Source organism: Natrononativus amylolyticus (assembly GCF_024362525.1).
Classification (GTDB): Archaea; Halobacteriota; Halobacteria; order Halobacteriales; family Natrialbaceae; genus Natrononativus; species Natrononativus amylolyticus.
In genome coordinates this window covers 155209-167635 of the sequence record NZ_CP101460.1, presented here as the reverse complement: position 1 = coordinate 167635, position 12427 = coordinate 155209, and the positions used below count along the sequence as shown (strand labels likewise).

The 12427-nt window shown below is 68.8% G+C and carries 11 protein-coding genes; 5 read left to right on the top strand and 6 right to left on the bottom strand.

Going from position 1 to position 12427, the window contains the following annotated elements:
* Positions 1 to 179: 179 nt before the first annotated feature.
* Both NMQ11_RS19775 and NMQ11_RS19770 read right to left on the bottom strand, forming a co-directional pair.
* Positions 180 to 872 carry a helix-turn-helix domain-containing protein gene (locus NMQ11_RS19775; protein WP_255171635.1) on the bottom strand — a complete coding sequence of 231 codons (693 nt, stop codon included), beginning with the start codon at positions 870 to 872 and terminating at the stop codon, positions 180 to 182.
* Between the two features lie 274 nt (positions 873 to 1146).
* Positions 1147 to 4320 carry a bacterio-opsin activator domain-containing protein gene (locus NMQ11_RS19770; protein ID WP_255171634.1) on the bottom strand — a complete coding sequence of 1058 codons (3174 nt, stop codon included), beginning with the start codon at positions 4318 to 4320 and terminating at the stop codon, positions 1147 to 1149.
* Between the two features lie 249 nt (positions 4321 to 4569).
* On the opposite strand from NMQ11_RS19770, the gene NMQ11_RS19765 reads away from it, so the two are divergent.
* Genes NMQ11_RS19765 through NMQ11_RS19750 form a run of 4 tightly spaced genes read left to right on the top strand, consistent with a single transcriptional unit; the run spans position 4570 to position 8015 of the window.
* The gene (locus tag NMQ11_RS19765; RefSeq protein WP_255171633.1) at positions 4570 to 5328 is read left to right on the top strand and encodes a DUF4129 domain-containing protein; all 759 of its coding nucleotides are present in this window, start codon (positions 4570 to 4572) and stop codon (positions 5326 to 5328) included.
* Complete coding sequence (locus NMQ11_RS19760; RefSeq protein WP_255171632.1) at positions 5325 to 5921, top strand: DUF7269 family protein; 597 nt, start codon at positions 5325 to 5327, stop codon at positions 5919 to 5921. The genes NMQ11_RS19765 and NMQ11_RS19760 overlap by 4 nt, the downstream gene beginning before the upstream one ends.
* A complete protein-coding gene (locus NMQ11_RS19755; RefSeq protein WP_255171631.1) occupies positions 5914 to 7329 on the top strand; it encodes a DUF58 domain-containing protein in 1416 nt (471 codons plus the stop codon). The genes NMQ11_RS19760 and NMQ11_RS19755 overlap by 8 nt, the downstream gene beginning before the upstream one ends.
* Positions 7326 to 8015, top strand: coding sequence for a DUF7519 family protein (locus NMQ11_RS19750; RefSeq protein WP_255171630.1), 690 nt, complete (start codon positions 7326 to 7328; stop codon positions 8013 to 8015). Before NMQ11_RS19755 ends, NMQ11_RS19750 begins: the two co-directional genes overlap by 4 nt.
* A 210-nt stretch (positions 8016 to 8225) precedes the next feature.
* On the opposite strand, the gene NMQ11_RS19745 is transcribed toward NMQ11_RS19750, so the two are convergent.
* The 3 genes from NMQ11_RS19745 to NMQ11_RS19735 are packed head-to-tail and all read right to left on the bottom strand — an operon-like array spanning position 8226 to position 10371.
* Positions 8226 to 8900, bottom strand: a complete 675-nt coding sequence (locus tag NMQ11_RS19745) for a cytochrome c biogenesis protein CcdA (protein WP_255171629.1) — start codon at positions 8898 to 8900, stop codon at positions 8226 to 8228.
* A 3-nt stretch (positions 8901 to 8903) separates the two neighbouring features.
* The gene (locus NMQ11_RS19740) at positions 8904 to 9443 is read right to left on the bottom strand and encodes a TlpA family protein disulfide reductase (RefSeq protein WP_255171628.1); all 540 of its coding nucleotides are present in this window, start codon (positions 9441 to 9443) and stop codon (positions 8904 to 8906) included.
* A gap of 1 nt (position 9444) precedes the next feature.
* A complete protein-coding gene (locus NMQ11_RS19735) occupies positions 9445 to 10371 on the bottom strand; it encodes an SCO family protein (protein WP_255171627.1) in 927 nt (308 codons plus the stop codon).
* Between the two features lie 164 nt (positions 10372 to 10535).
* Here NMQ11_RS19735 and NMQ11_RS19730 point away from each other — a divergent pair, with 164 nt between their 5' ends.
* Positions 10536 to 12014, top strand: a complete 1479-nt coding sequence (locus NMQ11_RS19730) for a hypothetical protein (RefSeq protein WP_255171626.1) — start codon at positions 10536 to 10538, stop codon at positions 12012 to 12014.
* 50 nt (positions 12015 to 12064) lie between these two features.
* Here the strand turns inward: NMQ11_RS19730 and NMQ11_RS20140 are convergent, their stop codons facing one another.
* Complete coding sequence (locus NMQ11_RS20140) at positions 12065 to 12427, bottom strand: hypothetical protein (RefSeq protein ID WP_345781485.1); 363 nt, start codon at positions 12425 to 12427, stop codon at positions 12065 to 12067.

The following is a 12427-nucleotide window of genomic DNA, read 5'->3' as shown; positions in this document are numbered from 1 at the left end:
GACGAGTATCTGCGCATTAATATCATCAGCGTTTATATTAGATGTTCCAATAATCTCACAAAATACTATATCTTTTGAATATATGTTAAGATATACTGTTTTAGCATATAGTGAGAGAGCGAGTCTAGTAGGTACCGAGCCGGCGCTCGAGACGGGCGATAACACGGAGCCGGGACGGCTCACGTCAGGGACGAGCCACACAGTTCGGCGATTGCGCGGCGAAGCCGTTGAGAAATAGCGGATTTCGAAACGTCGAGTCGTTCGGCGAGTTCGTTCTGCGAGATCCCCCGTGGGACGTCGAAGTAGCCCTCTTCGTAGGCGACGGTGAGCAGTTCCTGTTGCTTCGGCGTGAGGCCGACGACGCCGTCTTCGCCGTCGTCCGACATTCGGAGGTGGTTGACCTGGAACGTGATGTCCCGACTGCGGCAGTACTCGTTGAACGAGACGAGCGCGTCTCGACCGGGAAAGCGCAGCTGGATGATCCAGCCGTCTCGAGAGCTGGAGATGTCGAGGATTCGACCGCCGACTTCGGCCGTCTTCGCGTCGAAGGTGATCGCCCGATCGGTGAGCTGTACCCGGTAGACACGACGGCTGGGATAGCGGTCGACGAGGACCGGCTCGCAGACGGTCGGGTCGATTTCGAGGGCAGTCTCGAACTCGTCGAAGGTGGGTCCGTACGCCGTGACGAACAGCACCCGGTTGTCCCCGTCGAGGGTGGTCCAGTACTCGGGCTCGACGGTGATATCGGGGCTTCTGCCCAGCGTCGGTCGCAAGAAGAGGTCGCTGTGGTCGAGACGAACCTCCGCGATAATTCCACCCTCCGCCTGTGAACGTAAACCCGTCCGTTCAGAGCCGGCGGCGCCAGTGCTCACGATTCCACCCCGGTACCCAAGGGATGGTCTCGGTAATTACTCATTGTCTCACACGCGCTCATGAATTTCCCTATGCGCACCCGCCCACATGACGGTGGACGCTATACACATAATCAATCACTATTTGTGACACAATATGTATTCATGTTGTTTATTTATGTACTAATTTGTGATATCGGATGTGGTGAGAGTGCAGTTTTCATTCATATATTAAGTCGATCATAACGCACCGTTCGAATCGCGGAGTTTCCGTGAGACGGCCGTAAGCCATGGATTACGGCGGATCCTCGAGTTCGTCGAACAACAGCGTGAACAGCTTCCGTTCTGCCGCGCGGAAGTGTCGGTTGAACGTCGGTTGTGAGACGCCGAGCGACTGGGCGACCTCCTCGCCGGTGCTCTCGCGCGGCCACTCGAAGAACCCGCTGTAGTACGCCGTCTCGAGCGATCGGAGCTGTCGATCGGTCAAACTCTCGTACAGTTCGGTGCTGAACGCCTGGGGCGGCCGACCGGACCGCTCTCGTTCGCGGCGGGCGACCAGCTCCGTTCCCGGGTGCTTTCGCTCGAGCATACTGACGAACGAGCGAACGTCCGCGCCGCCGGGGAGTTCGACGATAACGCGCGTCTGGCCGCCCTCGGCGTCGATCGAGCACAGCACGCCGCCGTGGTCGGCGAGCGTCGTGGCGATCGTCGATCCGGAAACCGTGAGTTCGAACAGGTTGCCCTCCTCCCGGTCAGCGATCAGCCGAACGGCCATCACCGACGGCGACTCCGTCGCCGCCGCCTCGAGCGCGTCCGCTGACGTCTCGGAGGCGGTCACGAAGACCGTCGTCTCCTCGGCCGATCGTGGAACGACCGTCTCGACGTCGAGTCGACAGGAGGCCCGTCGAGCGATCGACGCGAGCGGGTCGTCGGCCCCCCGGAGCAGCAACTCGAGTTCGATGACGGTGTCGGTGAGCAGCGCTCGTTTGGTCTCGATCGCGCTGATCGCGTACGCGATCGTCTCGCCCAGCGCCTCGAACATCGACAGCGTGTCGTCGTCGAACGCCGCGGGACGGTCGGCGTACAGCGTGAGGACGCCGTAGACGTACTGGTCGTAGACGAGCGGGACGCTGAGTACCGACTGGAACTCCCGGTCGAGTGCGGCCCGTCGCCACTCGAGCCCGCGCGGCTCACGGACGACGTTGTCGACGACCGTCGGCTCCCGGGTCGAGGCGGTCCGTCCCGACGGGTCGCCGGAATCGGCGCCGACGGGCAACGAAACCGTGTTCAGGTAGCCGTCGTTGTGTCCGGCCCAGGTCCGCGGCGTGATCTCGTCCATCGCGACCGACGTCTCGCCGATCATCGCCAGTTCGACCCACTCGAGTTCGGCGAGCTCCCGACAGGTGCCGCGTTCGATCTCCTCGCGGCTGTCGGCGCTGACCAGGAGCTTGCTGATCTGGCGGCGCCGTTCGTCGATCGCCTCGAGGCGCTCGAGGCGCGACTGGGTCCGGGACAGCTCGAGTTCGCGGTCCCTGACGTGCGACTCCCGCTCGAGGCGTTCGAGCGTGACCTCGGCGGTCGCAGCGAGGGACTCGAGGGTGTCTCGCTCTCGAGTGTCGAACGCCTCGAGGTCGGAGGCCGTCGCGAACAACACGCCGCTGCCGGCGATCGGCACCGCGACCATCCGGTCCGTTCTGACGCCGACCTGAGAGACGAACGAACCGAGCGTCTCCCGGTCGTAGACGGCCGGCTCCCCCTCCTCGAGCGTACGTCCGAGAACCGTCTCCTCGCGCGCGAGCGTCGGCAGGTCGAACGGCGGCGTCGACTCCCGCGTCGAGAACGCCACCGGCCTGAGTACGTCGCCGTCGGCGAGATAACAGCCGGCGAGTTCCGCGTCGACGAGATCGACGGCCACGTCGACGACGGTCTGGCAGACGTCGGGGCGAGTTTCGGCGTCGAGCAGCGTCCGCGTCGTCCGGTGGATCGCCGTCACCGCCTCCGTCGACGCCCGGCTGTCGGTGTCGTCCCGGATCACGCAGACCGCGTGCTCGTCGTCGGGCAGCAACGAGACCGACACGGAGACCGAGCGCGGTCCGTCGGGCGTCTCGAGGCTCCCCTCGATCGGGTCCATGCGCCTGACGACGGGCGACTGAAGCCTGTCGTCGAGCGCGTCGACGATCCCCGAAGGGAGCAACGACGCGGGTGAGTGGCCGACGATCGCGTCGGCTTCGAGCAGTTCGAACATCGCGGCGTTGGCGAGCGAGATCGTCGCCCGGTCGGCCGACGGCGGGTCGCCCGACAGCTCGAGGACGAACACGCCCGACTCGACGGCGTCGAGGACGGACTCGAGGTGGGCGACCCGGTCGCGTCGGTCGCCGGCGACGGTTTTTCTGAGCGTGACGTCGCGGGCGTAGACGGAGACGCCGGTTTCGGTCGGATGGACGTACACTTCGAACCACGCCTCCAGCGGCCTGAACTCCGTCTCGAACTCGACCAGCGAGCCCGTCGTCCGGGCCTCGAGGAACCGCTCGTAGAACGGACCGGTAACCGACTCCGGCAGCAGGTCCCAGACGACGGTTCCCTCGAGGTCGACGCGGCCGTCGAACAGCGCCGTCGCCGCCTCGTTCGCGTAGGTGAGCTCCCAGCGGTCGCCGAGCGTGAAGAACGCGTGTTCGATCCCCCCGGCGGCCTCCTCGAGTCGCGCGTCGGGTTCGGGTCGGCGCCCCGCATCGGTGACGGTGAGAACGAGGCCCTCGAGCGTCGGGTCTGCGAGCCGGTTCGTACACGTCACCTCCGAGACGTGCCACGTTCCGTCGGCGTGTCCGAGCCGGAGCACCGCCGATCGCGTCGTTCCGGTGGTCCCCCCCGCGACCGCACCGACGGCGTCGTCGACGGCGTCGTGATCGTCCGGGTGGACGAGCCGGCGCAGCCGCGTTCGCTCGAGTTCGTCGGGCGTGTACCCCATCTCGCGTTCGAACGCCGGACTCGCGTAGCTGATCGCACCCTCGGCCGTGAGCACGAGCACCAGCGCGTTCGAGTGTTCGAGCGCCGACCGGTGGTAGCGGTCGCCTCCGGTGCGGGTCTCGAGGCGATACCGTTCGGCCGCGTTCCTGACACGGCCGACGACGAGTTCGGTCGGATCGCGGGGACCGAGGACGTCGGTCGCGCCGGCGGCCAGCGCGTCCGAGGCCGACCGCTCGGCGGCGAGGGCGACGATCGGGACGCTGCGGTCGTACTCCCGGATCGTCTCGAGCGTCGCGCGCCCGCCCGCGTCGACGTCGCAGACGACGCAGTGAACCTCGCGGTCCGAGAGGCGTTCGATCGCCTCCTCGGCGGTCCGGGCGCGCAGCAGCGACGGGCCGGTGAAGGTGGACTCGAGCGCCGACGAGGCGGCGGCCGTCCGGTCGGAGTCGCCGACGACGAGCACGCGGGGGACGTCGCTAGTGACGACCGCCTGCGCCGGACTCACCGTCGGCTCACCTCCGAGAGCGACCGCTCGCGCCGGGGCGAACGCGACGATCGGTGCGCGCGTTCGACCGTCGAACGCCGACTCGGGCGAAGGGAATCGACCACGTTAGTGCACGATTTCGGTGGACCGGGGTTAATTATCAGTACCGTATTGCAGGGTAGCCGATGCTTAGTAGCTCGATAATAACCACCCCCGGCAGCGGTCTTCGACACGAAGACGCCGGTAAGCCGACCCATTCATCGACAACCCATGGACCGCGACACGCTCCTCACGCTCTCGCTCGCGCTCTGCTGTACCGTCGCGCTCGGAACGGCGGCGACGGCACTCGAGTCCTCGGTGTCGACGGAGCCGGGCGACGTCATCGACCTCGACTACGAGAGCCTGCCGATCAGCACCGGGGAGGCGGAAGAGCTTCGGGACCAGTACGAGGGTGGACCGTCGGAATCGAGCAGCGAGTCCAGCGACTCGAGCGGTGCCGGCCCCACCGAGAGCCTCCTGGATCGGCTGCTCGAACTGCTCGCGGCGCTGTTCGACCTCCTGTTGCGGGCGCTCCCCGTGTTGATCGCACTCGCTGCGGTCGCCGCGCTGGTCCGGCGCCGCCGCGCCGTCGTCGACCGGTTGCGAACGAGTGACGACCGGGCGGCGGCGCCGGAATCGCTGGTCGACGGTGAACCGAACGACGCCGTCGCCCGCGCGTGGTACGAGATGGTTCGCCGGCTCGACCTCGAGGAGCGACGCGAGAAGACCCCCCGGGAGTTCGAATCCGAGGCGATCGACCGCGGCGCCGACCCCGAGGCCGTCGCCGACCTCACCCGAACCTTCGAGGACGTCCGGTACGGCGAGTACGCGCCGACCGAGGACCGGACGCGGCGCGTCAGTGCCGCGCTGGGCCGACTCCTCGGCCGGGAGTCGGGCGACGGCGGCGACTCGAGAGAACGGAACGCGGACGCGGCGCAACCGGCGGCCGGAGAACACGCCGTTCGCAGCGACGGCGGTGATCGCCGGTGAACGCGCGACGGATCGGTCTCGGCGCCGCCGGAGCGCTGCTCGTCACGGTCGCCCTGTTGACGCCGGCGGCGGGGGCACTCCCCGTCGAGGCCGTCGAGGGCGCGCTCGGAAACGACCTGTACGTCGTCGGCGTCGTCGCGCTGCTGGGCGTCCTCCTCGCCGCCCCGATCCTCGTCGCCGGGCGGAGCGCGGCCGTCGAGGAGGCCGAGATGCCCGATCCCGAGGCCGCCGTCTCCGTCCCGCACGCGGGCGCGGCGGTGGACGATCGCCTCGAGACGTGGTGGCTACACCTGCCGGTCGTCGGTCGGTCGCAGCGAGCGGAGATCCGCGACCGGCTCGAGGACTGCGCCGTTCGGACGGTCCAGCGGACCCACGGCTGCGGTCGGGAGACCGCCCGCGAACTCGTCTCGACGGGCGAGTGGACCGACGACGAGCGCGTCCGGCGCTTTCTCTCCGGCGGCCGTCCGCCCCTGTCGGACAGGGTCGGCGCGCTCGTCGGCGGCACGCCCTGGTTCGCCAAGTCGGTTCGACTGACCGTCGACGAACTCGGGGCCCAACACGGTCGGCAGTACGGCGGTGACAGCGATGAGTGACACACAGCATCACCGCGGCGACTCGAGCGAGTTCGAACCCGACGGCCCGTCCGGAACCGTCCAGTCGGCGGGTGACGGACGGCGAGATTCGGACGACGACGGCCTCGAGGTCAGGGGCTCGAGCCGGCGGGAGACGACCGCCGCGGGCGAAGCGAGCGAGTCCTACCCGACGAACCGCTGGCGAGGGGTGAGCGCGGTCGCCCTCGCCGCGCTGGCCGTCGGCACCGGGCTCACGACGGCGTCGCTGCTGCTGGTCTCCGTCGCCGCCGTCGCGTTCGTCGTCTACCCGCGCGTGACGAGCGCACCCGACCCGGCGCTCGAACTCGAGCGTACCGTGGTCGCCGACTCGCCCGCACCCGGCGACGAGATCGAGATCGAGGTGACGGTCACCAACGTCGGCGACAGTTGGCTCCCGGACCTGCGGATCGTCGACGGCGTCCCCCCGACGCTGAACGTCGTCGACGGCTCGCCGCGGCGGGGTGCGAGCCTGTGGCCCGGCCGATCCGCCTCGTTTCGGTACGTCCTCGAGAGCGAGCGCGGAACGCATACGTTCGAGCCCGCAACGGTCGTCAGCCGGAGCCTGAGCGGGTCGACGGAGCGAGAGAGTACCGTGGCGACCGAGACGGCGATCGACTGCACCGGCCGGTCGGCTTCCGGGTCGGTCCGCGCCGAGCGGCTCGCGTCCGTCGGAACGGTGCGAGCGAACAGCGGCGGCGAGGGGACCGAGTTCTACCGCACGCGCGAGTACCGCCGCGGCGATTCGATGCGGTTTATCGACTGGAACCGGTTCGCCCGGACGAACGAGCTCACGACCGTCGAGTACCGCCAGGAGCGGTCGGCCACGGTCGTGTTGCTGATCGACGCCAGAGAGATTTCCTACCGCGGACGCGACGGCGAGCCACACGCGGTCGCCTACGGCGTGTCGGCCGCCGCACAGCTGGTCCGCTCGCTGCTGCGGTCTCGAAACCGCGTCGGGCTGGCGACCGTCGGCGAGGATCCCTGCTGGCTTCGCCCCGGCGTCGGGAGCGACCACGCCGCGGCCATCGAGCGCACTCTCGGCACGCACCCCTCGCTGTCGTCGACGCCGCCCCGACGTGGGGTCGACCTCGAGGCCCAACTCGAGACCCTGCGAAGGCGGCTCCCGCGGGACGCACAGCTCGTCCTGTTCTCGCCGCTGTGTGACGACGCCGTCGTCGACGCGACGCGGGCGCTCGAGGCACGCGGCCACCCGATGACCGTGATCAGCCCCGACGTGACCACCGACGGGACCGCCGGCGGCCGCCTGGCTCGAATCGAGCGGGAGAACCGGGCGTCCGCCCTCCGGAAATCCGGCGTCCCCGTCGTCGACTGGGAGCCGCCGGCGCCGCTCGAGACCGCGATCGCACACGCACGGGAGGGCCGCCGATGAGCGTCGCCTCCGCCGTCAACCGTCCGGCGCCCGCGAGCGCCGGGCTCGCGGTCTGCGTCGCCCTCGGCGCGCTCGTCCTGCTCGTCGATCTCGAGGCGGCCCGGCTCGCGGTCGCCCTCGCGGGCGTCGGCGTGCTCGTGCTCGCGGCGGGACTGCTGTTGACCAAGCGCGAGCGCCTGGTGAGCGGGGTCGCCGCGGCGGCGGTCGGCGTCGGAATCGTCGGCGCCGCCGTCGCCCTCGCGGCCAGTCTCCCCCGGAGCGCCGCCGCGCTCTCGCTGCTTCCCGGGCTCGGCGGCGTCGCCGTACTCACGCTGGCCGTCGTCCCCCTTCGCGGCGACGGCTCCCCGGGTCTGGTCAAACTCGGCTGCGGACTCGTCCTGCTTGCCACGATGGTCGCCGCCGTCCTCCAGGAGGCCGGCCCGACGGCGGTCGTCGTCGCCGGCGCCGGGACGGTCGTCGCCTGGGACCTCGCCGACAACGCGATCAGCCTCGGCCGACAGCTCGGCCGCGACGCTCGCACGCTCGGCGCCGAACTCGCCCACGCGGCGGGGACGGGACTCGTCGCCGTCGTCGGCGTCGTGACCGCACACCTCGTCACCGACCTCTCGAGCGGCTCGCTCTCGTTCTCCCAGCTGCTCGTCGTGCTCCTCGGCGTGATCGTGCTCCTCGCGGCGGTGTACGACTGAGCGCGACCGGCCGGGTGCGGAAACGCGGTACGGGCTCGGTCCGGGCCGGAAACCGGCAGCGGGCGCGCTCGCGTTCAGTGGAAATCCGGTGTGTCCGATCCCGCAGTTCACCGGAAGAGCGGTGTCCCCCGCTCCGGGCCACGTCGACTCGAAGCGCTCAGGGCGGCTCAGAACACGTCCACGGCGACTCGCGAGACGCACACCGCTGGGTCAGAACACCTCGAGGATAAAGATCGCGAGGTACAGCTGCCCGAGCCCCGCGAGGATCATCACCCCGCCGGCCAGGCGCTCGAGTGTCGGTCCGGCGGCTGCGAGGCGACCGCCGCCAGCGACGACGCCGAGACCGGTCGCGACCGTCAACGAGAGCATCAACACCGCGACGGTGCCGACGTACGTCCCGAGAACGGCCGCTCCCGCACCGAACGGGAGCGAGAGTGCGCGACCGACGACGCCGATGAACAGCGGCGCGACACAGCCCGCCGCGGCCAGCGCGTACCCCGCGCCGAAGATCCCGAACCCGGTGACGCTCGAGCGACGTTTCGGCAGCGCGACCGTCAGCGACGGGGCCCGCTCGAGAACGACGAGCACGCCGAAGACGACGAGAACCGCCCCGATGATCGGCTCGAAGACGACGACGTTCGACAGCGTGGAGTGGCCGACCCAGAACGTCGCGCCCAGGAGGACGGCGAACGTCCCGAGCACGCCGACGGCGGCGACCAGCCCGCGGCTGATCGAGCCGCCGAGGGTCGCCCGCTCGGCGTCGGTTTGGCTCACGTAGAACCCGACGTAGCCCGGTAACAGCGGGTACGCACACGGCGAGAAGAACGTCGCGACCCCCGCCATCAGTGCGAACAGGATCGTCGGGGTGAGTGACGCGTCGACCATCGACTACCTCTCGAGCGCCTGCTCGATCCCCGCGACGAGTTCGTCCTCGGTCTTCACGCCGCTGTCGGACCACTGGACCTCGCCGCCAGCGTCGATGGCGACGGCCGTCGGGTACCCCGAGAAGCTGTACCGCTCGGCGAGTTCGAGCGCCGGATCGAGTCCGACGGTCCAGTTGCCGTCGTGTTCGTCCCACCACTCCGCGATCGACTCGTCGGGGATCGACTCGTTGGTCACCGAGAGAAACCGGACCTCGTTCCCGAGGCGGTCGTGTGCCGCCGCGAGCGCGGGCATCTGCTGGATGCACGGCTGACACCACGTGGCGAAGAAGTCGATGAACGTCGGCCGGTCGGGCACTGGGACCTCGAGTTCGCCGGCGTCGCTGCCGGTCGCCTCGATGGTTTCGACGGTCATCCGCTCCGGTTCCCCGCTCTCGGTACCGTCTGCCTCGAGCAGATCCGCCGGTACGCCGCGCACCGCGAGGTAGCCGCCGCTGCCGAACACGCCGAGGCTTGCAACGCCGGCGACGAGCTCGCGGCGGCGCATCTCAGCCGTCCACCACCGTCCGGAAGTCCTCGACGATCGGTTCGATGTCCGTGCCCGTCGCCTGCGGGTACGCCCGTTCGACGATCCCCCGCTCGTTGACCAGCAAGATCAGGTTGTAGTGGGTGAACGTGTACTCGCCGTGGTCGTGATCGGCGTGGCTGTCGTTTTCCACGTGGTCGTCGTTCTCGTCACTGTGACTGTCGTCGTCGTGACCGTGATCGTCGGCGTGGTCGCTCGAGTCGTCGTCGGCGTGGTCGCTCGAGTCGTCGTCGGCGTGGTCGCTCGAGTCGTCGTCGGCGTTCGAGTCGTCGGTAGCCCCGTTGCTCGAGTCGTCCCCCGCGTCGTCGGCCGTCGCCGGATGCTCGTCCGTGTCGACCCGCTCGACAGGCATACCGAAGTCGTCGGTGACGAGTTCCATCCCCGCGTCGTAGGATTCCGGACGCAGGAAGTGGAAGTTCCCGGCCTCGAGGTTCACCCCCTGCTGGTCGGCGTATGTCTCGAGCTCCTCGGGGGTATCTCTCTCCGGGTCGAACGTCAGCGCCAGAAACGCCGTCTCGTCCTCGGTTCCCCGCTCGAGAGAGTCCTCGTGAGCGCGGCGAAGCCGCAACAGCAGCGCCGGGCACGCCCCGTCGGGACAGGAGGTGAAAAAGAACGTCATGAGGTACGCCCGCTCGCCCTGAAGGTCGTCCGAGGAAACGTCCGTCTCTGCGAGCGGATCGGGTACCGAAAACGACGGGATCTCCTCGCCGTAAGACGGGTGTGATGCGCCCTCCGTCGACTGCTCCGGCGGGCCGAGGACCGTTCCCTCGGCAGCCTCGTCGCTGGCGCCACCCTCGCCGCTACCGAAGATCGGATCGGAATCGAGACAGCCTGCGACGCTAGCGATTCCTGCACTCCCGAGCGCGCCGAGGTACGTGCGCCTCTCCATAGGTGAACCGTAGGAACGAGCGATAAAGTGCTCGTTGGTTCTTTTCTGGGAGGCAAAACCACATCGTAAGACGCGGGCCGTTAACGTCGTGTGCGCGGCCCGTCGGCGTCGTACGCGCGGTGGCCCGGATAGATACATCCCGCCGGCCGTAGTCGGTCGTCACGATGGGATCGGATTGCCGGCGGAAAGCGCTCGCGTCCGCCGGACTCGCCGGTGCGTTCCTCGCCGTCAGCGGAGAGCCCGTCGCTGCCTCGAACGTCGCCGCCGGGCTCGGACAGGAGCGAGAGCTCGCGGTTCCGACCTGGCTCGTTCTCGTGACCGGCGGCGCGGCCGTCGGCGCGTCCGGTCTGCTCGCCGCGCTCGTGACCGACCGGACGTTCGTCTCCTCGCTCCACGACTGGACGAAACCACTGCGGTCACCGCCGTCGGCCGCACCGGTCGGCGGGGCGCTCGGGGTGGTCGCCCTCCTCGCGGTCGTGATCGTCGGCCTCGAGGGACCGGCCATGCCGACGGCGAACCTCGCCGTCCTGCTCGCGTTCGTCGGACTAAGAGCCGTGCTTCCGATGGTCGCCTTCCTGGTGGTGGACCCGTGGCCCGCGATCGACCCGTTCCGGACGGTCGCGGAGGGGGTACGCAGAGTCGGTAGCCGAATCGGACTCGGTGGGAACGAACGTGGAACCGGACTCGAAGACGGGCACGGAGTAGCCGAACGCGGAGTAGACGAGCGGGGGATCGTGACGTACCCGGAGCGACTTCGATCGTGGCCCGCTCTCGCCGGGTTGGCAGTGCTGGTCTGGCTCGAGCTCGCACTTCCGGTAACGGCGGATCCTCGAGTTCTAGCGCTTCTCGCCGCAGGGTACACCGGATACGCGGTGTGTGGTGCGGTGACGTTCTCGCCGGCCGTCTGGTTCCGACGCGCGGACCCGTTCACCGTCCTCTTTCGACTCTACGGCGCGATCGCACCGATTCAGCGGGTCGGCCCGGACCGGCGACTGGTGCTGGTGGTACCCGGCTCCGGCCTCCGCCGGGATGGGGTAACCGTCGACTCGAGCGAGGTCGCCATCGTCCTGTTTCTGGTCTGGGAGTTGACGTTCAACGGCTTCGTCGTGACTCCGCCCGGCGCAGCGACGGTTCGATCGCTCGTCAGCGCCGGCCTCTCACCCGCCGCCGCGTATCTGGTCGTGTTGCTCGTCGGCTACGCGGTTTTCGCGACTGCGTTCCACGCGGCCACGGTCCTCGCACGTCGAACCGCGCCGACGTACCTGCCGACGGCGACCCTCACCAGGCGGTTCGCGCCGCCGCTGCTCGCGATCGCGGCGGGATACCACCTCGCCCACTACGCCGCGTTCGCGCTCTCGCTCTCGCCGGCGACCGCCAGCGCCCTCACGAACCCGCTGTCCCCGCCGGTCAATCCGACGGTGTTCGCGATCCCTGGCTGGATCGGCGGGTTCGAAGTGGCGGCACTGCTGGTCGGCCACCTGCTGGCGGTCTGGGCCGCCCACGCGGTTTCGTTCGACCTGTTCCCCGGCCGCCTCCAGGCGATTCGAAGCCAGTACCCGTTCATCGCCGTCATGATCGGCTACACCGCGCTCAGCCTCTGGCTGCTCTCGCTTCCGGCGACGGCGCCGCCGTTCGTCGAATGAATCCAAGGAGTCGACAGGAGACGGAGACAGTCGACGGGAGACGAAGGCGATCAACGGAAGTTGCCAGACGAGAACGAGGCCGGACGGGTGACAGACGTTTGCCTCTCGGCGGCGTACCCGAACGGATGGACCGTCGCGGGTTCCTCGAGGGCGCCGCAGTCGGCGGAGTCGCCCTCGTTGGCTGTCTCGAGCGGGTCGGCTTCGAAGAGCGGTCGGTCTGGCAGGACCAGCCGCTGGTCGAAAACCGACCGGACGCAGTGTATCTCCCCGCTTCCCGGGAAGAGATGGGCGTATTCGGGGCGGCAGCGGACGGCGAGTACGCCGTCGAACTGACCTACACCATCCCGCATCGGTTCTGGGTCGTCGCGGGTGAGATCGAACGCGTCGACGTCACTACGGAAGATTCGCTTCAC

Excerpts from the sequence above, each read along its gene's own strand:
- NMQ11_RS19750 (WP_255171630.1), top strand. The coding sequence starts at position 7,326 with ATGAGCGTCGCCTCCGCCGTCAACCGTCCGGCGCCCGCGAGCGCCGGG.
- NMQ11_RS19740 (WP_255171628.1), bottom strand. The coding sequence starts at position 9,443 with ATGCGCCGCCGCGAGCTCGTCGCCGGCGTTGCAAGCCTCGGCGTGTTC.
- NMQ11_RS19765 (WP_255171633.1), top strand. The coding sequence starts at position 4,570 with ATGGACCGCGACACGCTCCTCACGCTCTCGCTCGCGCTCTGCTGTACC.
- NMQ11_RS19755 (WP_255171631.1), top strand. The coding sequence starts at position 5,914 with ATGAGTGACACACAGCATCACCGCGGCGACTCGAGCGAGTTCGAACCC.
- NMQ11_RS19730 (WP_255171626.1), top strand. The coding sequence starts at position 10,536 with ATGGGATCGGATTGCCGGCGGAAAGCGCTCGCGTCCGCCGGACTCGCC.
- NMQ11_RS19745 (WP_255171629.1), bottom strand. The coding sequence starts at position 8,900 with ATGGTCGACGCGTCACTCACCCCGACGATCCTGTTCGCACTGATGGCG.
- NMQ11_RS19735 (WP_255171627.1), bottom strand. The coding sequence starts at position 10,371 with ATGGAGAGGCGCACGTACCTCGGCGCGCTCGGGAGTGCAGGAATCGCT.